Source organism: Pseudomonas sp. LF-5 (assembly GCF_037626295.1).
Lineage (GTDB): Bacteria > Pseudomonadota > Gammaproteobacteria > Pseudomonadales > Pseudomonadaceae > Aquipseudomonas > Aquipseudomonas monsensis.
Window position 1 is genome coordinate 1,246,265 of the sequence record NZ_JARKMT010000001.1, and the last position, 18,794, is coordinate 1,265,058.

Here is an 18,794-nt window from a genome sequence, read left to right on the forward strand (position 1 = left end):
GGAGTACGACATGAGTGCCGTGATCAAAGACGCATCCCAGCAGAACGACAAACCCCTGGTCAGCCTGCGTAACCTGAACAAGCACTACGGTGACTTTGCCGCCGTGGACAACATCTCGCTGGACATCAAGGACGGCGAGTTCCTGACCTTTCTCGGCTCCAGCGGCTCGGGCAAAAGCACCACGCTGTCGATGCTCGCCGGCTTCGAAACACCGAGCAGCGGCGAGATCCTGGTCAACGGTCAGTCGCTGGTCAACGTGCCGCCGCACAAGCGCGACATCGGCATGGTGTTCCAGCGCTATTCACTGTTCCCGCATCTGTCGGTGCGCGACAACATCGCCTTCCCGCTGGCGATCCGCAAACTCGCCGCCGCCGAACGTGACAAGCGTGTCGACGCGATGCTGAAACTGGTGCAACTGGAACAGTTCGCCCATCGCCGCCCTTCGCAACTGTCTGGCGGCCAGCAGCAAAGGGTCGCGATTGCCAGGGCGCTGGTTTACGAGCCACGCATCCTGTTGATGGACGAACCGCTCGGTGCACTGGACAAAAAGCTGCGTGAGGATTTGCAGGATGAACTGCGTCAGCTGCATCGGCGCCTGGGCATCACCATCGTCTACGTGACCCACGACCAGGAAGAAGCCATGCGTTTGTCGCAACGCATCGCGATTTTCAGTCACGGCAAGATTGTCGGGCTGGGCAGCGGTTATGACCTGTATCAGAACCCGCCGAATGCGTTTGTCGCGTCGTTTCTCGGTAATTCGAACTTCCTCAAGCTCAAGGCGCAAGGCAATGCAGCAGCGAGTTTTGAGGGGCAATCGTTGTCGATTCGACTGACAACCGGGTTGCACATTGATCAGGATGTGTTGCTGATGGTGCGGCCGGAGAAAGCCTTGGCGCTGAGCGTTTCGCAAGCGATCAGTGAACCGCTGCCGGCGGGCTGGAACGAAGTGTCAGCGAAGGTCGTGGAAGTGCTGTTCCTCGGGGAGAGTCAGACCTGCAGCGTGGTCACTTCGGGCGGGACGTCGATGACGGTGAAAGCGCTATCGGCGGCGGGCATGCCGCTCAAGGCTGGCGACCCGGTGCGGGTGCGCTGGGCCACCGCTGATGCCTGCGTCTACACCGAATGGACCGAAAGTGACCTGAACAAAGCGGCCGGCGCCCACTGATAGCGTGTTGTCTGTGGGATTTACCCCCTCACCCCAGCCCTCTCCCCCAGGGGGGCGAGGGGGAAAGGGAGCCGATCTCCGTGCTGCCCAAAATCCGGGTTCGACTCGGTATCCCAAGTCGGCGTCCCTCGAAAGAACACCTCAATCAGTCCCTCTCCCTCAGGGAGAGGGAGCCAATCTTCATGCTGTTCAAACCTGAGTTCGACGCAGCACTCTCAGGTCGGCGTAACTCGTCCAAACAACCCGGTCAGTCCCCTCTCCCTCCGGGAGAGGGCCAGGGTGAGGGAAACAGTCGACGCGGTATCAGACGATGGCGCGGTAGCCTTCAATCTCATCCGGCCACGCCGTGAGGATTTCAAACCCCGTCTCCGTCACCGCCACCATGTGCTCCCACTGCGCCGATAACGAGCCATCCTTGGTCAGCACGGTCCAGCCATCCGCCATGTTCTTCACATGGCGCTTGCCGGCATTGAGCATCGGTTCAACAGTGAAAATCATCCCTGCCTTGAGCTTCATGCCCTGATTGGGAAAACCGTAATGCAGAATCTGCGGCTCATCGTGATAGACCTTGCCGATCCCGTGCCCGCAGTACTCGCGCACCACGCTGAAGCCTTCCCTCTCCGCCAGACTCTGAATCGCATGGCCGATATCGCCCAATGTGGCGCCCGGCTTGACCACCCGAATACCCGCGCACATGGCCTCATAGGTGGTGTTGATCAGGTGCTGCGCCTCAGGCGTCGCCTCGCCGACCACGTACATGCGGCTGGTATCACCGAACCAGCCGTCCTTGATCACCGCGATGTCGAGGTTGACGATGTCGCCATTCTGCAACGGCGTACCCGAGGGAATGCCGTGGCACACCACGTCGTTGACCGAAGCGCAGACGGTTTTCGGGAAACCGTGATAACCGACGTTGGCCGGAACCGCTTTCTGCACATTGACGATGTAGTCGTTGCACAGCCGATCCAGTTCGTCGGTGGTCACACCGGCCTTTACATGCGGCACCAGCATCGCCAGTACTTCAGCGGCGAGTTGGCCGGCGGCGCGTGATTGCGCGATCTCGGCGGGCGTGTTGATCTTGATCTGGTTTCTCATGCGCTGACGGCTTCCTGAGTCAGTTGTTGCAGATCCAGCCCGCCGTTCTGTTCGGCGCGAATCAGCAAGCGGCAAATGGCGCTGTGGTCGAGGTTGGGGTGCAGCTCGGCGAGCATGCCGATGCGCATCCAGTGCTCGGCCTGCGCGTTGATCGAGCGGCTGAGTGCATTGCTGGAGATGCGCAGGTTCTCGTGCATGTCCTCAGAAATCTTTACGATGCCCATATATGAATCCGATACGCTATGTATATGGATCGTATATTAGCCAAGCCTTACGCCAAATTGCAAACGCACACAAACTGCAGGACGTAGCGCGGCAAATCGCAGGCAAAAAAAAGCTGCCAAAAGAGGCAGCAAAAACTTTAAGAACACGCGATGTATTGGGCTCAGCATAGACGCCGGATAATGACAGTGTCATGACAGGCGCACATTCATCGAACCGCCCCGCTGCCGTCATCAGGATGTCATCAACTTCACGGCAGAATCCTCGCAAACCGTCTTGAGCCTTGAGACGGACGTTTTGCAAGGACTCCCATGAAAGAAGACGCCTCGCTGTTTGCCGCCATCGACTTGGGTTCGAATGCATTTCGCATGATGATCGGCCAGTCGGTCCGCAGCCGCAAAGGCTTCATGATTCAGGAGGTGAAAACCTTGCGCGAACCGGTGCGCCTGGCCGAGGGGTTTGACGGTGGCGCGCTGGACACCCTGGCGCTGGATCGCGGCTGGCAGGCGTTGGCGCGGTTCGGCAAAAAGCTGCGGGGGTTCGAAGCGGGTCGGGTGCGTGCGGTGGCCACCAGCGCCGTGCGCGAAGCCGACAATGCACAACTGTTTCTCGCCAGCGCCGAGCGGCATCTGGGCTTTGACATCGACGTCATTTCCGGACATGAAGAGGCTCGGCTGGTGTATGCCGGCGTGGCGCATGCACTGCCGACTGCCGACGACATGCGTCTGGTGGTCGATATCGGTGGCGGTTCCACCGAACTGATCCTCGGCCAAGGCTCGCAACCGTTGCTGACTGAAAGCATTGCCATCGGCAGCGGCACGCTGGGCGCGCGCTATTTTCCCGATGGGCGCATTACCCCCGGTGCCCTGCAAGAAGCCGAGCGCGTCGCCATCCTGCAATTTGAAAAAGTCGCCCGCCGCTATCGCGCGCAAGGCTGGCAGCAAACCATTGGCTCCTCCGGCACCGCGCGCATGCTCGCCAAGGTGCTCAAGGCCAATCGCCTGAACGACTTCGGCCACGACGGCATTACCTACGGTGGGCTGTTGCGCCTGTCGTTACTGCTGCTGAAAGTGAAGAACGTCCAGCAACTGAAACTCGCCGGCCTGCAAGCGCACCGCCAGAGCATTCTGCCCGGTGGCCTAGTGTTGATGCTGGCGGCGTTCAAGGTGTTCGGCATTTCGCAGATGGTGCCGTCCGAACCCGGCCTGCGCCTGGGCGTACTGCACGGTTTGATGAGCAAGCATTAATCCCCCTCCGGCAGATTCGTCTCCCCTAAAGCGGCTCGATCGACTACCATGCCGCCGCCGGTTTCCATACGGAATTAATAGGGAATCCGAGGTGCGTCAGCGCATCGTTCGGAACTGCCCCCGCAACTGTAGGTGCTGAGCCTGCTCCACGACTGCCACTGGGTGAACCCGGGAAGGCCGGAGCACGGGCGATGACGCATCAGTCAGGAGACCTGCCGGCACAGTGACTACTAACCGGCGGGGTGTCCGGGAAGGACATCGTGCCGTGCGCGTCTTCGTTTGATCAGCAGCCTTGCGCTGTTGCCATGACTGCGTTCGCTGGTGTGTTTCCAGACCGTACTCTCCCCGCCTTGCGTACGGTTCCCCTGGAGACTGCCCATGCTGCTGCCCCGCGTTGCCATCCTGCTCACCGGCCTGAGTCTTTGCGCGCTCGCCCATGCAGCGCCGACGACCTATCCACTGACCGTCGAGAACTGCGGCAGCACCCTGACCTTCCAGCATGCTCCCACGCGCACCGTCACCATCGGCCAGGCTGGCACCGAAATGCTTTACGCCCTGGGCCTGGGCGACAAGGTGGTCGGCACCTCGCTGTGGTTCAACGACGTGCTGGCCACGTACAAGGCGCAGAACGACAAGATCGAACGCCTGGCCGATAACGAGCCGAGTTTCGAAGCGGTGATCGGCAAGCGCCCGGAACTGGTCGCCGTGGAGCTGGAATGGATGGTTGGCCCACAAGGTGCGGTGGGCACGCGCGAGCAGTTTCACGAGCTGAAGATTCCGACGTACCTGCTGCCCTCCGATTGCGAAGCCAAGGACAACCTCGTCGGCGCCGACGGTACCCGGCTGGCGCCGTTTCGCATCGACACGATTTACAAGAGCGTGAGCCAACTGGCGCAAATCTTCGATGTGCAGGACCGCGGCCAGCAGCTCAATGAACAACTCAAGGCCAGCCTCGCCCGATCAGTCGCCACGGCTCAGGGCAAACAATTGAAAGACGCAAGTGCCGTGGTCTGGTTCTCCAGTGCGCAGATGGACATCGAGCCCTTCGTAGCCGGACACAAAGGCATTCCCGACTTCATGCTGAGTACCCTCGGCGTACGCAACGTAGTGCAATCCGATGAAGAGTGGCCGACGGTCGGCTGGGAAACCATCGCCAAGGCCAACCCGACCTTCATCGTCATCGCACGCATGGATCGCCGGCGCTTCCCCGCTGACGACTATCAGAAGAAACTCGCCTTCCTGCGCAGCGACCCGGTGACCCGCAACATGGACGCGGTGAAAAACAACCGCATCATCATTCTCGACGCCCTGGCCATGCAGGCCAGCCTGCGCACGTTCGATGGCATCGAGCAACTGGCCACGGCCCTCAACGGCTATGACCTGTCGCAATGAATAAAAGCCTGATCCGCGCACTACTGGCCCTGACGACACTGTTGATCGCCGTGCTCGCGGGGGTCGCCATCGGAGAGACCTCGATTGCTCCGGACGTGGTGCTAAAAGTGCTGGCCAACAAGCTGTGGACCGCCGGGCATGCGCTCGATCCGATCGACGAAGGCATTGTCTGGAACTACCGCCTGACCCGCGCCCTGGTCGCCGCCGCGTGCGGTGCCGGTCTGGCGACGTGCGGGGTGATTTTGCAGTCGCTGCTGCGCAATTCGCTGGCCGATCCCTATTTGCTCGGCATCTCCGCCGGGGCCTCGACCGGCGCGGTGATGGTGGCGCTGCTCGGGATTGGGGCCGGGGCGATTTCGCTGTCCGCCGGGGCTTTTGTCGGCGCGGTAACGGCGTTCGTGTTGGTCATTCTGCTGGCCCGTGTCAGCGGTTCGGCCAACGGCACCGGGCAGATCATTCTCGCGGGAATCGCCGGCTCGCAGCTGTTCAATGCGCTCACCGCGTTTCTGATTACCCGTTCGGCGAGTTCCGAGCAGGCGCGCGGCATCATGTTCTGGCTGCTCGGTAATCTCGGCGGCGTGCGCTGGCCGTCGGTGTGGCTGGCGGTGCCGGTGGCCCTGTTCGGCTTGCTGGTGTGCCTGTGGCATCGGCGCGCGCTGGATGCATTTACCTTTGGCGCGGATTCGGCGGCGTCCCTCGGCATACCGGTGCGGCGGGTGCAGATTGTGCTGATCGGTTGCGCGGCGCTGGTAACGGCGGTGATGGTGTCGATTGTCGGTTCGATCGGTTTTGTCGGCCTGGTGATTCCCCATGCGGCGCGTCTGTTGCTCGGCACCGGGCATGCCCGTCTGCTGCCGGCCAGCGCATTGGGGGGCGCGGTGTTTCTGATTGCCGCCGACGTGCTGTCGCGCACCCTGATCAAGGGTCAGGTGATTCCGGTCGGTGTGATTACCGCGCTGGTCGGCGCGCCGGTGTTTGCGCTCATCCTGGTTGGCCGGAGATCGGCTCGATGAACCCGGTGTTGAGTTGTTCCGGGCTGACGTTCAAGGTGCGCGGTGCCGAGTTGCTTAACGGTGTCTGCCTGGAGGTCCAGCGCAGCGAGACCCTCGGCATCGTCGGGCCCAATGGCTCGGGCAAATCCACTCTGTTGAAACTGCTTGCCGGATTGCGCGAGCCGAGCGTTGGCGAGGTTCTGCTCGAAGGCCAGCCCCTCGGGAAAATGCCCCGGCGCAGCATTGCGCAAAAACTGGCGGTGGTCGAACAACAGGCCGACACCGACGACGGCATCCGCGTATTCGACGCCGTTGCACTGGGGCGCACACCGTGGCTGTCAGCGCTGCAGCCGTGGTCGCAGGTGGACGACGCCATCGTTGAACAGGCGTTGATCGACGTCGATGCGCTGCACCTGCGCACGCGTGTCTGGCGTCACTTGTCAGGCGGTGAACGCCAGCGCGTGCACATTGCCCGAGCGTTGGCCCAGCGCCCGCAAATCCTGCTGCTGGACGAACCGGCCAACCACCTCGACATCCAGCATCAATTGACGATCCTCAACGTGGTGCAGGCGTTGCCGGTGACCACACTGATTGCATTGCATGACCTCAATCAGGCGTTGAAATGCGATCGGCTGGCGGTGCTGGAGCGCGGCCGGCTGGTGGCTCTGGGCAAGCCGCTGGAAGTGCTGACGCCGCAGCGGCTACAGGAAACGTTCGGAGTCAAGGCGCACTACCTGACAGACCCGTTCGATGGTGCGCAGATCCTGCGATTTCATTCATAAAACACAGCCCGCTCCACAACGGCTGTGTTTCATGCGGACCAAGCGTTACGCCAGCTCTTTGCGCAACTGCCGCGCCGCCGCGACCATGTGCACCAGCGCCGCTTCGGTCTCCGGCCAGCCGCGGGTTTTCAGGCCGCAGTCCGGGTTGACCCACAGGCGCTCGGCCGGGATGCGACGGGCCGCCTTGCGCAGCAGACCGGCCATTTCCGCGACCTGCGGAATCCGTGGCGAGTGGATATCGTAGACGCCCGGGCCGATGTCGTTCGGGTAGGCGAAGGCTTCGAAGGCGTCGAGCAGTTCCATGTCCGAACGTGACGTCTCGATGGTGATCACATCCGCATCCATCGCCGCGATGGACTCGATCACATCGTTGAACTCGCTGTAGCACATGTGCGTGTGAATCTGGGTTTCGTCGTGCACCCCGCCAGCGCACAGGCGGAACACCTCGCTCGCCCAGTCCAGATACTGCTGCCACTGTGCCTGACGCAACGGCAAGCCTTCGCGGAATGCCGCTTCGTCGATCTGCACGATCCTGATCCCGGCCGCTTGCAGATCGACCACTTCGTCACGGATCGCCAGCGCCAGTTGCCGGGCCTGCACTTCGCGGCTGACATCTTCACGAGGGAACGACCACATCAACATAGTCACAGGCCCGGTCAGCATGCCCTTCATCACTTTGTCGGTCAGACCCTGCGCATAGCGGATCCATTCGACAGTCATGGCGTGCGGACGGCTGAGGTCACCGAAGATCACCGCCGGCTTCACGCAACGCGAGCCGTAACTCTGCACCCAGCCAAAACGGGTGAATACGTAGCCATCCAGTTGCTCGGCAAAGTACTCGACCATGTCATTGCGCTCGGCTTCACCGTGTACCAGCACGTCAAGGCCCAGCCGTTCCTGGATGTCCACTGCATGGCGGATTTCGCTGTGCATGGCTTCGGTGTATTCGGCCGCGCTCAGCTTGCCTTGCTTGAACGACTGCCGCGCCAGACGGATCGACGCAGTCTGCGGGAACGAACCGATGGTGGTAGTCGGGAACAGCGGCAGGTCCAGCCGGGCACGTTGCTTGGCGATACGCTGGGCGAACGGCGACTGACGCTGGCTGTCCTTGGCGGTGATCGCCGCCACCCGGGCCTGCACGGCCGGTTTGTGAATGCGCGGAGACGCGGCGCGACTGGTCTGCACCGAACGGCTTTGCGTCAATGCGCGCAGCACTTTTGGTGCTTCCGGCGCCTTGACCGCGTGCGCCAGTACCGCGACTTCTTCGCACTTTTGCACCGCGAATGCCAGCCAGCTCTTCAGCTCGGCATCAAGACTGTCTTCGCGGCTCAGATCCACCGGGCTGTGCAGCAGCGAGCAGGACGGCGCGACCCATAGACGTTCACCCAGGCGCTCATGGGCGTGTTGCAGGGTCGCCAGGGCGTTTTCCAGATCGCAGCGCCAGACATTGCGGCCATTGACCATCCCCAGCGACAGCACTTTGTAGGCCGGCAGGCGATCGAGAATGGTCGGGTACTGTTCCGGCGCGCGCACCAGGTCAATATGCAGTCCATCGACCGGCAGGTTGGCGGCCAGACCGAGGTTTTCTTCCAGCCCACCGAAATAGGTAGCAACCAGCTTTTTCAGGGGATCGCGCTGAATCTGGTTGTAGGCACGCTCGAACGCGTTCTTCCACGCTTGCGGCAAGTCGAGCACCAGAATCGGTTCGTCGATCTGCACCCATTCGACGCCGAGCGCGGCGAGCCGCGCGAAGATCTGTCCGTACAGCGGAAGCAGGCGATCAAGCAGTTCAAGCTTGTCGAACTCGCTACCCTTGGCCTTGCCCAGCCACAGGTACGTCAACGGGCCGATCACCACAGGCTTGACGTTGTGCCCCAGCGCGCGGGCTTCTTCGACTTCTTCGAACAACTGCTCCCAGCCCAGCTGGAATTGCTGATCGACACTGAATTCCGGGACCAGGTAGTGGTAATTGGTGTCGAACCATTTGGTCATTTCCTCGGCGTGAGCCCCGCCGCAGCACGCGTCGCTGACGCCACGGGCCATGCCGAACAGGGTTTGCAACGTTGCCTTGCCGTCGTGCGGGCGGAAACGCTCAGGGATCACACCGAACATCAACGAGTGAGTCAGGACCTGGTCGTACCAGGCGAAATCGCCGACCGGCAGCAGCTCGATGCCGGCGTTCTTCTGAATCTCCCAATGCGCCTTGCGCAGCTCACGACCAACGTCGCGCAGGCCCGTCTCGTCCAGCTCTCCTTTCCAGAACGCCTCTTGTGCTTTCTTCAGTTCACGGTCGCGGCCGATGCGCGGAAATCCAAGGGAATGGGCCAGTGCCATAACAAACAACTCCAGAATCGTGTCAATGGCGGCTATTGTCGAGGTCAGGCCTTGGTGAGACAAACTCATTCTAATCGTGATCATCACAAGTTTTACTCATGCAGCTGCGGCAGCGTTTACAGGGAAATGTCGTGCGGATCGCGGATTTTTTGGGTTGCGAGCGTGGGCATCCGGGCCTATGTTGCTTGCGAGATGAGCTGTTTGCCTGCGCATGAAGCGCGATGACTCACCGAAGGAATACGAGATGTCAAAAGACTCCCGCCCTGCCGTGCTGGGGCTGATCGGCAATACCCCTCTGGTGCGCGTGACCCGCTTTGATACCGGGCCGTGCACGCTGTTTCTCAAACTCGAATCGCAGAACCCCGGTGGCTCGATCAAGGACCGTATCGGTCTGGCAATGATTGATGCGGCTGAACGTGATGGCCGCCTGCAACCGGGTGGCACCATCGTCGAAGCCACCGCCGGCAACACTGGCCTGGGCCTGGCGCTGGTCGGCCGCGCCAAGGGTTATCGGGTGGTGCTGGTGGTACCCGACAAGATGTCCACCGAGAAAGTCCTGCACTTGAAGGCCATGGGCGCCGAGGTGCACATCACCCGCTCCGATGTCGGCAAGGGCCATCCCGAGTATTACCAGGACGTGGCGGCACGTTTGGCGAAAGACATCCCCGGCGCGTTCTTCGCCGACCAGTTCAACAACCCGGCCAACCCGCTGGCCCACGAATGCAGTACCGCACCGGAGATCTGGGCGCAAACCGAACATGATCTGGACGCCATCGTGGTCGGCGTCGGCTCGGCCGGCACGCTCACCGGGCTGAGCCGCTTTTTCAAGCGTGTGCAGCCGGATCTGGAAATGATCCTCGCCGACCCGGTGGGTTCGGTGATGGCTCAATACAGCCGCGATGGCACCCTGCCGAAGCCCGGTTCCTGGGCGGTGGAAGGCATCGGTGAAGACTTCATCCCGTCGATCACCGACCTCTCCAGCGTGCGCCACGCCTATTCAATCAGCGATGAAGAAAGCTTCGATCACGCCCGCCAGTTGCTCAAGGCCGAAGGCATTCTCGGAGGTTCCTCGACCGGCACCCTCTTCGCGGCCGCATTGCATTATTGCCGCGAACAGACTGAGCCCAAACGCGTGGTCAGTTTCGTCTGCGACACCGGCACGCGCTACCTGTCGAAGGTCTACAACGACCAGTGGATGACCGATCAGGGCCTGTTGCAGCGCAAGGGTTATGGCGACCTGCGCGATCTGATCGCACGGCGTTTCGAGGACGGCCGCGTGATCAGCGTCGGCCCCGGCGACACGCTGCTGACCGCGTTTCAGCGCATGCGTCTGGCGGACGTCTCGCAACTGCCGGTGCTGGTGGAGGGCAAGCAACTGGTCGGCGTCATCGACGAATCGGACATTTTGCTCGGCGTGCACGAAGACGCTGCACGCTTCAGCCAGTCGGTCTCCAGCGTGATGACCGACAAACTGCAAACCCTCGCTCCCGGCGCCACCCTGGCCGAGCTGGAAGCGGTGCTCAGCCGTGGCCTCGTCGCGATCATCGCCGACGCCTCAGGCTTCCACGGCCTGATCACCCGCACCGACATGCTCAACCAATTACGGAGATCCCTCGCATGAGTCAGCACGACGACAAATCCCAAGGCTTCGCGACCCGGGTGATTCACGCCGGGCAGGCGCCGGACCCGACCACCGGCGCGTTGATGCCGCCGATCTACGCCAACTCCACGTACCTGCAAGACAGCCCTGGCGTGCACAAGGGGTTTGACTACGGGCGCTCGCACAACCCGACACGCTTTGCCCTTGAGCGCTGTGTCGCGGATCTGGAGGGTGGCACCCGGGCGTTTGCCTTCGCGTCTGGGCTGGCAACGATTTCCACGGTGCTGGAATTGCTGGAGGCCGGTTCGCACATCATTTCCGGCAATGACTTGTATGGCGGCACCTTCCGTCTGTTCGACAAGGTGCGCCAGCGCAGCGCCGGGCATCGTTTCAGCTATGTCGATCTGGCCGATCTGTCGGCGTTCGAAGCCGCACTGCAGGACGACACCCGCATGGTCATGGTCGAGACCCCGACCAATCCGCTGCTGAGCCTGTCGGACCTGACCGCCATTGCCCGTATCTGCCGCGCACGCGGGATCATCTGCGTGGCCGACAACACCTTTGCCAGCCCGTATATCCAGCGGCCGCTGGAGCTGGGGTTCGACATCGTGCTGCACTCGACCACCAAGTACCTCAATGGTCACTCGGACGTGATCGGGGGCATTGCGGTGGTTGGGCAGAATGCCGAACTTGCGGAAAAACTCGGCTTTCTGCAGAACGCCGTGGGCGCGATTGCCGGGCCATTCGACGCGTTCCTGACCCTGCGCGGGGTAAAGACCCTGGCGTTGCGCATGGAACGCCATTGCAGCAATGCCTTGGCGTTGGCGCAGTGGCTGGAGCAGCAGCCGCAGGTCAAACGTGTCTACTACCCGGGGCTGGCTTCGCACCCGCAGCATGAACTGGCCAAGCGACAGATGCGCGGTTTCGGCGGGATGATTTCCGTGGATCTGAACAGCGATCTGGCCGGTGCGCGGCGCTTCCTCGAGAACGTAAAGATCTTCGCTCTGGCCGAGAGCCTGGGCGGCGTCGAGAGCCTGATCGAGCATCCGGCGATCATGACCCACGCAACCATTCCACCTGAAACCCGGGCCAGACTCGGCATCGGCGATGGACTGGTGCGTTTGTCGGTGGGCGTCGAAGACCTTGAAGACCTGCGCGCCGACCTGGCGTACGCCCTGACGAAAATCTAGTCCTGCCACAACGACAAAGCCCGCGCGATGCGGGCTTTGGTGTTCGAGTAGGTGGCCAGTGCTGGTCTCTGGCTTACAAGGTTTATCGGGCCTCTCACAGTACAAAAGCAACCATGGAAAAAGAGCGGTGCTTTGCTGCCTCACACGGCGTAAGGGCTGGATCTCAGCGCGGAGATCTTTCTAACCGTGTACCCTTCGGAACGCGCCCCACGTCCCCTTGCTATCCGATTGCGCATCAGTCTGCGTCTTCACCTACACCTTTGAGCCTAGCAAAGGCCAGACGCGCCTTCCGGGTGTTTTTAGACTGATTTCAACCTTGCCGAAGCTGCACAGAAAGCGAAACGCCTAACGCCCGTCGAGCGCCCCGCCGCACCAGCTCTGGATGGCGATCCCTGCCAAACCCGGTCGATCCTGCGCAGCCTTGTTGGGCAAGCCCGCTGCCACAGGCTGTCGAGGCCTTCACCAAAACTGCGCCGGACTCATAACCCTCCAACTGTGCCTGAAAAGACTCCCGCGACCTTCGGCGCGCCTTACCGTGTCACTCAAAATCCGTCTTTGGCATCTGGCAGTCCGGGCACAGCCAATCGTCATGAACGTCTTGCCAGGCAGTTCCGGGGGCAATTCCGTTTTCCGGATCACCGATCGCCGGATCATATTCATAACCGCATACCGTGCAGGTTTTGGTCTGCTCTTGAGTCAACATCAACAATCTCCTTTTGCTTAAAGTGCCACGGTTGAAATCAATCCGGCGGCGCCGAGGATGAAGCCGATCAATGCGCCACGCTCCGGCAACTCGCGAAGCATGGCGTAGATCACAATGGGTTCCAGCACCAGCAGCAGGGTCAACGAGGCGACGGTCACCACCCAGATATTCCCGGTCCCCTGATAACCCAGCCAATACGCCATTACCAGGCTGATACCGGCGATGCAGATCAAGAACATCGGCTTGATAAACATGCCGGGGGTCTCCATGACCCTGCCCGGCAGTTTCGAGGCATAGACCTCACTGTAAATGGTCAGAATCTCGCCAAAGACCATCAGCAAAAGAGCCACGACTATGTAATGTTCTTTTTTCACAAAGACCTCTTTTGCAAGATTGAAAGAATTTCGTCAATGACGACGCTGCCCACTTCGTCACTGTCCAGCTGAAAATGCGGGCCGTCGTGATCGAACAGAAACGTGTTCTTGTATTCCCCTCCTTCAAAACCACCGATCCGGCGCAACACGCTTTGCGCCTGATCGAGTTTATCGGCGTGAAAGGTCTTCAGAATTTTCACGGCATTGCCAAAGTGAATGGCTTCATCGGCAATCAGGTTCTTGATCCACACATTGAAACCAGGATGGCCAAAGTCCTGATAGAACGTGTCTTTCTTGTAGGTTTTCACCGAAACGTACTCGTCATAGGCAAACAACAGCAGAAGATTGAACTCGCAGGAGAGAATGTCTTCCAGGCCTGAAAAATCGCCAACGCGGTCCTTCAGGTCATTGATGAGGTCACTTTCGGGCGCGCCAAAAACCAGGCGGTTCAGCTCAAAGAATCCGTCGGCATGGTTACGCTCGTCGGCGTACCAGAAATCCAGGTACTGAACAAAATAAGGGGAGAACTCTTTGCGCCTGGCGTACAGAAAATTATAAAGATTGACCGAATCGTACTCAGACACGAGGTCGGCCATAAAGAACGCTTTAAAGGAAGGATCAATGCCTGGATTGGTCCATCCACTGGCCGCGATATCCTCAAAAATCGCCCTGGAACTCCAATTACGCTTTTTTAAGAAAGCCGCTTCCATGCCATTTTCCTCCCTGTCTCACGGTATTCATTCACTGAATTTTTTTATGATTGCCGGAATAATCATGTCCTTGATTTCCTGTTTGGAAATCGGAAAATCCGGTGCGTTGTGATCCAGAACAAATGTTCCTGTGTAACTGGGCTTCTCGAAGTCCACACGGAAAATGTCCTCCAGTATCCCCGGCACCTCCTGCAGTCTATGCGGGAACAACTCTCTGGCTTTTTTCACGAAGGCAAAGAAGTGCGTCACTTCATCCTTCTTGGTTTTGCGTATCCACGCCGATAGTTGTTGCGAATTGAAGCGGTCGTAACTTTCTATGCTGCGGTGGTAAACGTGGGTGGTGATGATTTCGTCATAGGCCAGAGTCACCAGAAGCTTTAACGGATCGGCGGCGATGGCATCGACAATGCTGAAATCCGGTTTCCTCAATTCGACACTGAGTGACACCTCATCAAAAGGAATAGCGGAATACGACGCGTAAATCAGCGCGAAACCATAGGCGTGATCAATTTCATCTTTCAGCCAGGGGTTGAGCACGTCTTCCATGCAGTTGAAGACTTCCGGGTAATTGCCCTCGAGGTACCAGTACAACCGCCGCGCGTCATATTCGGTGATCACCGAATCGAAAAATATCTCCTTCCATTCCTGACGATCCGACGCCGTCAGATCCACGGCAGGAAAACTGAATCCGGACAAGACCGCAGAAGCATCGGGTGTGGTGCGCGTGATCGCGCCGATTGCCATCGACATACATTCTTCCTTGATAGATTGAACGAGAACCAGAAAACAGTCAGATCAGAAAGCTGCCAAACGACAGCGTGCTATCGCCAGCAACGGGTCGCCAGTCGATCTGCTGAAAAACCATCGGCTGCCAGTATTTCTCAACGATGCCGTAGACGAATTCCCAGTCCAGGCTTTCACTCTCCAGAATCCCGGCGTGAGGATTGGCCTGTGCCCACGCCATACCGGCGACAATGCTGGACACCACCTGCAAACTGGTGGCGCTGTTGTACTTGGCCATTTTCCGTGCCTTGCCAATAGACAGGTTCGAGCCCATCCACACGGACGGATACTGGTCACTGATGAGAAACACACCCAGTTCGTCGATGCCGGAAACAATGCCGTCCTTCAAGACTTCCTTGGTCAATACCCGGTCTTCATTGCCCTCGCTCAGCAGGGCCATGGAAGCCACGGCCTGATCACAAGGGTGATAGGCGTAATAAACCGTGGGGCGATAGCTGGGGTTGCGGCTGTCGCCGAGGGTCAAGTATTCGGCAATCGACAGCGATTCGTTGTGAGTCAACAAGTAACCGGCGAAGTCGAGGTAATTGGGTGACCAGCTTTTGACTTTGACTTCGCGCCCTTGCTCTCGCATGGCAATCGCATAGTCATTGCGAATCGCGCCCTGAGGGAGCCGGGTCTCATGGCTGCCCCAGCCCATTTCCGCCGGTTGCAGGCATTCGGTGATCAGGCCGTCCACCGACCAGGTGCACATGAAGAGCTGTTCGGAGCGTTCCTTGCCGGTGACTTGCGTATCGCGTTCGGAAATCTGGATCACCCTGACACCCAGGCGCTCGGCCAGTCTGGCCCAGTCTTGAGGGTGCGAGATTTCAAAGGCGACGCCATTGACCGCAGCCATTTGCGTCAATGCCTTTTTCAGCAGCACCGAGATAAAGCCGGGATTGGCACCATGGGCGACAACGGCCGTTGCGCGGTCAACCGCTCGCTGTTTGGCAAAGCGCTTGAGTCCTTCGCGCAGGGAAAAGTTGCTCGCCAGATTCGAATCGACATCAGCGCTATATTCCCAGGGCTCAATGCAAGTATCCAGATAGAGCGAGTCGTGGCGCTGAGCAAGGTCGATCAATGCTTCACTGGAAACCGAAACAGCCAGATTCAGCAAAAACACCTGTTCGCCGAGATAAGGACTTATCACGCTTACAAAGTTATGCGGCGTAATCAACTTCTTAATCAATGACGCCGAGTACTCTTGCGCAATGGCCTGCCTTGAGACATCCACTTCTTTGTCAAAGATAACAATGTCGCCCTGATATCGCTCAACCAACAGAGGCAACAAGGCCTGAGCGATACTTCCAAATCCGACTATCACGATTCGATTTATTGTTTTCATACGTAGAATCCTTTACGTAAGTTTGTATCCAATGCAGGCGCAACCCTTCGCAAGTGCGAAGCGCTATCCATCGTAAAGAGGTATTGGCAGAGCGCAGTCAATCTTCGCGGTGTTCGCGAATGACCACTAAGAGAATAGAAAGTTGGGGGCGATAATATCCATATAAATCCCATGCGGCTGAGCTTCCTGCCCAGACTTGTTATATTTGCGAAGATTGGATCCTAAACAGCCACCCGAGTCGTGGCAACCCCTTCCCCCAATTATTTTTTCATAATATTTCAGAAACAAAATGTCTCATGTACCCACAGATGAGTGATAACTCATTGATTAATTTTGAGTTATTTGGAGATATTCAGCAGAGCAACCTGCTCGCGAGGGGACGCTATTTCATAGCAATCCCCTGCTGCAACGCTTTGACACAATGCCTTAGACAAGCGGCGTGGCGAACTAGGGGTCCACCTGCGCCATCAACTCCGGCACCGACTCCGGCCGTTTCGCATAGCGCTGCGCCAGCACCGCACAGACCATCAGCTGAATCTGATGGAACAGCATCAGCGGCAGAATCAGCACGCCGATGGTGCTCCCGGCAAACAGCACCTGAGCCATTGGCACGCCGGTCGCCAGACTCTTTTTCGAACCGCAGAACAGTATGGTGATGCGATCTTCCTGGCTGAAGCCGAACACCTTGCCCAGCAGGGTCGAGGCCAGCAGCACCAACGCCAGCAGGATGCAGCAGACCACCACCAGTCCCAACAGATCGACCAGCGGAATCTGATGCCAGATGCCTTCATTGACCGCTTCGCTGAATGCACCGTAGACCACCAGCAGAATCGAACCCTGATCGACGAATTTCAGCCAGTTCTTGTTGCGGCTGACCCACGCGCCGATCCAGCGCCGGACGATCTGCCCGGCGATGAATGGCAACAGCAGTTGCACGCTGATTTTCAGGATCGCATCGAGGGTCGAACCGCCGTCGCCGTGGACGTCAAGCAACAGCGTCACCAGCAACGGCGTGAGGAAAATCCCGAACAGGCTGGATGCCGCCGCACTGCAAATCGCCGCCGGAATGTTGCCCCGCGCCAACGAGGTGAAAGCGATCGCCGACTGCACTGTGGCGGGCAACGCGCACAGGTAAAGCATGCCCATGTACAGCTTGTCGCCAATCAACGGCGACAACAGCGGTTTTAACGCCAGACCGAGAATCGGGAACAACACAAACGTCAGGCCGAATACCAACAGATGCAGGCGCCAATGCCCGGCACCGGCGATGATCGATTCGCGCGAGAGTTTGGCGCCGTGCAGAAAAAACAGCAGGGCGATGGCGATGTTGGTCAGCCAGCCGAAGCCGACCGCGACCTGACCGCTGGCGGGCAGGAAACTGGCGAGCAGAACTACGCCGATCAATGTCAGGGTGAAGTTGTCGGGCAGGAATCTTGGGCGAGTCATGGTCTGTCTATCCGGGGGTTGCCAGGGCGTGTCGACGACTCTAACGTGACAGCCAATTACCGACTAACGCCGAAGGGCCACAAGATGCCGCCTAAAGGACATGACAAAAGCGTCCGGCGCAGCATTCCCGGGCTGCCCAGCCTGCCGCGTCCACTCTACGGGCGCACCGAATCGCTGCCCAATCGTGCCCTGACCCGGCGCCACAGCCACCCGTGGGTGCAGTTGTCGTACGCGATTCAGGGGGTTCTGGAAATACAGACCAGCGCGGGCCGCTTCGTCGCCCCGCCCGAGCGCGCAGTATGGATTCCGGCGGGTGTGCCGCATCGGGTGTTCAGCTCGCCGCACACGGAAATGCGCAGCCTCTACATCGATTGCAGCGTCGCCGGATGGGCGCTTGAGCGCTGCCATGTGCTGGGCGTCAGCGATCTGCTCAGGGAATTGATTCGTGCGTTCAGCGAAGTCCCGGTGGAATACGAGCAGAGTGGCCCGCATGGACGTCTGGCCCAAGTGATCCTCGATCAACTGGCCGAGGCGCCGCAGATCGACCTGATGCTGCCGTTGCCGCAAGACGCCCGCTTGAAGCAGATCTACCAGAGCCTGGAGCAACACCCGGAACAGCAGACCACGCTGAGTCATTGGAGCGAGAAGTTCGGTGTCACCGAGAAGACCCTCACCCGGCTGTTCCTGCGCGACACCGGCCTGACCTTTCGCGCCTGGCGCCAGCGCCTGCGGTTGCTCGGCGCACTGACACCACTGGAAAAAGGCGAGCGCGTCACCGACGTCGCGCTGGCCTGTGGTTACGACTCGACGTCGGCGTTTATCGCCGCATTTCGCCAACAGTTCGGCGAAACACCGGGGGAATTCTTTCGCTGATCAACGCTCGGCCAGTTCCTCCAGCAAGTCAGCAGACGGCACGAAATACAAACTGCCAGTCACGGCCGTGCTGAAATCCAGCAACTTGTCGTAGTTGCCCGGTGGCTTGCCGACAAACATGTTCCCCAGCATCTGCTCGATCGGCTCGGGCGAACGTGCGTAACCAATGAAGAACGTGCCGAACTCCCCTGCCCCAGGCCGGCCGAACGGCATGTTGTCGCGCAGGATTTTCACTTCCTCGCCGTCTGCCTTGGTGAGGGTGGTCAGCGCACTGGGGGAGTGCTCGGTTTGACCGAGTCGTCCAGTTCGATGTCCGAGAGCTTCTTGCGTCCGATCACCCGTTCCTGCGCCTCGACGCTCAGCGCATTTCAGGCCGTCATGTTGTGCAGGTACTTCTGCACTAGCACGTAACTGCCGCCGCTGAAGCCCCGATACTTCGTTATTAACGAACTGTTGCGCAGAAATAAACGATTTTTCTTTGGCACAAACCCGTCGTTAGCATGGCCACGTCTGACCCCAATCCAAGAATAGACAGGGAGCG

The 18,794-nt window shown here is 59.5% G+C and carries 17 protein-coding genes, 1 pseudogene and 1 riboswitch; of the genes and pseudogenes, 8 read left to right on the forward strand and 10 right to left on the reverse strand.

Features of this window, described 5'->3' with window-relative positions; genetic code table 11:
* Nucleotides 1-10 precede the first annotated feature (10 nt).
* The gene (locus tag PseuLF5_RS05545) at nucleotides 11-1,165 is read left to right on the forward strand and encodes an ABC transporter ATP-binding protein (RefSeq protein ID WP_340133120.1); all 1,155 of its coding nucleotides are present in this window, start codon (nucleotides 11-13) and stop codon (nucleotides 1,163-1,165) included.
* A 303-nt stretch (nucleotides 1,166-1,468) separates the two neighbouring features.
* Here PseuLF5_RS05545 and map read toward each other — a convergent pair whose 3' ends face one another.
* Together map and PseuLF5_RS05555 are read right to left on the reverse strand one after the other, a co-directional pair.
* Entirely contained in the window at nucleotides 1,469-2,260 is a 792-nt protein-coding gene (gene map, locus PseuLF5_RS05550; protein ID WP_267795242.1) for a type I methionyl aminopeptidase, read from the reverse strand.
* Nucleotides 2,257-2,484 carry a ParD-like family protein gene (locus PseuLF5_RS05555; RefSeq protein ID WP_007918027.1) on the reverse strand — a complete coding sequence of 76 codons (228 nt, stop codon included), beginning with the start codon at nucleotides 2,482-2,484 and terminating at the stop codon, nucleotides 2,257-2,259. Before PseuLF5_RS05555 ends, map begins: the two co-directional genes overlap by 4 nt.
* A 309-nt stretch (nucleotides 2,485-2,793) precedes the next feature.
* Here PseuLF5_RS05555 and PseuLF5_RS05560 point away from each other — a divergent pair, with 309 nt between their 5' ends.
* The 4 genes from PseuLF5_RS05560 to PseuLF5_RS05575 all read left to right on the forward strand — a co-directional run bounded on the left by PseuLF5_RS05560 (nucleotide 2,794) and on the right by PseuLF5_RS05575 (nucleotide 6,895).
* A complete protein-coding gene (locus PseuLF5_RS05560; RefSeq protein WP_186748652.1) occupies nucleotides 2,794-3,729 on the forward strand; it encodes a Ppx/GppA family phosphatase in 936 nt (311 codons plus the stop codon).
* 41 nt (nucleotides 3,730-3,770) lie between these two features.
* Nucleotides 3,771-3,963, forward strand: a riboswitch (cobalamin riboswitch).
* A 144-nt stretch (nucleotides 3,964-4,107) separates the two neighbouring features.
* Complete coding sequence (locus tag PseuLF5_RS05565; RefSeq protein WP_186748653.1) at nucleotides 4,108-5,121, forward strand: ABC transporter substrate-binding protein; 1,014 nt, start codon at nucleotides 4,108-4,110, stop codon at nucleotides 5,119-5,121.
* A gap of 8 nt (nucleotides 5,122-5,129) precedes the next feature.
* Entirely contained in the window at nucleotides 5,130-6,134 is a 1,005-nt protein-coding gene (locus PseuLF5_RS05570; RefSeq protein ID WP_340133278.1) for a FecCD family ABC transporter permease, read from the forward strand.
* Nucleotides 6,131-6,895 carry an ABC transporter ATP-binding protein gene (locus tag PseuLF5_RS05575; RefSeq protein ID WP_340133121.1) on the forward strand — a complete coding sequence of 255 codons (765 nt, stop codon included), beginning with the start codon at nucleotides 6,131-6,133 and terminating at the stop codon, nucleotides 6,893-6,895. The genes PseuLF5_RS05570 and PseuLF5_RS05575 overlap by 4 nt, the downstream gene beginning before the upstream one ends.
* Nucleotides 6,896-6,940: 45 nt before the next feature.
* Here the strand turns inward: PseuLF5_RS05575 and metE are convergent, their stop codons facing one another.
* Nucleotides 6,941-9,229, reverse strand: a complete 2,289-nt coding sequence (metE, locus tag PseuLF5_RS05580; RefSeq protein ID WP_336348127.1) for a 5-methyltetrahydropteroyltriglutamate--homocysteine S-methyltransferase — start codon at nucleotides 9,227-9,229, stop codon at nucleotides 6,941-6,943.
* Between the two features lie 244 nt (nucleotides 9,230-9,473).
* Here metE and PseuLF5_RS05585 point away from each other — a divergent pair, with 244 nt between their 5' ends.
* Both PseuLF5_RS05585 and PseuLF5_RS05590 read left to right on the forward strand, forming a co-directional pair.
* Nucleotides 9,474-10,850 (forward strand): pyridoxal-phosphate dependent enzyme, encoded by a 1,377-nt coding sequence (locus PseuLF5_RS05585; RefSeq protein WP_340133122.1) that lies wholly within the window; start codon nucleotides 9,474-9,476, stop codon nucleotides 10,848-10,850.
* Complete coding sequence (locus PseuLF5_RS05590) at nucleotides 10,847-12,019, forward strand: cystathionine gamma-synthase (RefSeq protein ID WP_340133123.1); 1,173 nt, start codon at nucleotides 10,847-10,849, stop codon at nucleotides 12,017-12,019. Before PseuLF5_RS05585 ends, PseuLF5_RS05590 begins: the two co-directional genes overlap by 4 nt.
* Before the next feature lie 538 nt (nucleotides 12,020-12,557).
* Here PseuLF5_RS05590 and PseuLF5_RS05595 read toward each other — a convergent pair.
* The 6 genes from PseuLF5_RS05595 to PseuLF5_RS05620 form a co-directional block, all read right to left on the reverse strand.
* A complete protein-coding gene (locus tag PseuLF5_RS05595; protein WP_123467951.1) occupies nucleotides 12,558-12,722 on the reverse strand; it encodes a rubredoxin in 165 nt (54 codons plus the stop codon).
* Nucleotides 12,723-12,739: 17 nt separating this feature from the next.
* Nucleotides 12,740-13,078, reverse strand: coding sequence for a hypothetical protein (locus PseuLF5_RS05600; protein ID WP_123469155.1), 339 nt, complete (start codon nucleotides 13,076-13,078; stop codon nucleotides 12,740-12,742).
* A gap of 14 nt (nucleotides 13,079-13,092) precedes the next feature.
* Nucleotides 13,093-13,806 carry a hypothetical protein gene (locus tag PseuLF5_RS05605; RefSeq protein ID WP_322374361.1) on the reverse strand — a complete coding sequence of 238 codons (714 nt, stop codon included), beginning with the start codon at nucleotides 13,804-13,806 and terminating at the stop codon, nucleotides 13,093-13,095.
* A gap of 27 nt (nucleotides 13,807-13,833) precedes the next feature.
* On the reverse strand, nucleotides 13,834-14,556 hold the full coding sequence (locus PseuLF5_RS05610) for a hypothetical protein (RefSeq protein ID WP_123467947.1): 723 nt from the start codon (nucleotides 14,554-14,556) through the stop codon (nucleotides 13,834-13,836).
* Nucleotides 14,557-14,596: 40 nt separating this feature from the next.
* On the reverse strand, nucleotides 14,597-15,934 hold the full coding sequence (locus tag PseuLF5_RS05615) for a saccharopine dehydrogenase C-terminal domain-containing protein (RefSeq protein WP_340133124.1): 1,338 nt from the start codon (nucleotides 15,932-15,934) through the stop codon (nucleotides 14,597-14,599).
* Between the two features lie 447 nt (nucleotides 15,935-16,381).
* The gene (locus tag PseuLF5_RS05620; protein WP_340133125.1) at nucleotides 16,382-17,380 is read right to left on the reverse strand and encodes a bile acid:sodium symporter family protein; all 999 of its coding nucleotides are present in this window, start codon (nucleotides 17,378-17,380) and stop codon (nucleotides 16,382-16,384) included.
* 84 nt (nucleotides 17,381-17,464) lie between these two features.
* Here PseuLF5_RS05620 and PseuLF5_RS05625 point away from each other — a divergent pair, with 84 nt between their 5' ends.
* A complete protein-coding gene (locus PseuLF5_RS05625; protein ID WP_322374359.1) occupies nucleotides 17,465-18,253 on the forward strand; it encodes an AraC family transcriptional regulator in 789 nt (262 codons plus the stop codon).
* Here PseuLF5_RS05625 and PseuLF5_RS05630 read toward each other — a convergent pair.
* Nucleotides 18,254-18,678, reverse strand: a pseudogene (locus tag PseuLF5_RS05630) (Dyp-type peroxidase); the annotation flags it as partial.
* Nucleotides 18,679-18,794: the final 116 nt, after the last annotated feature.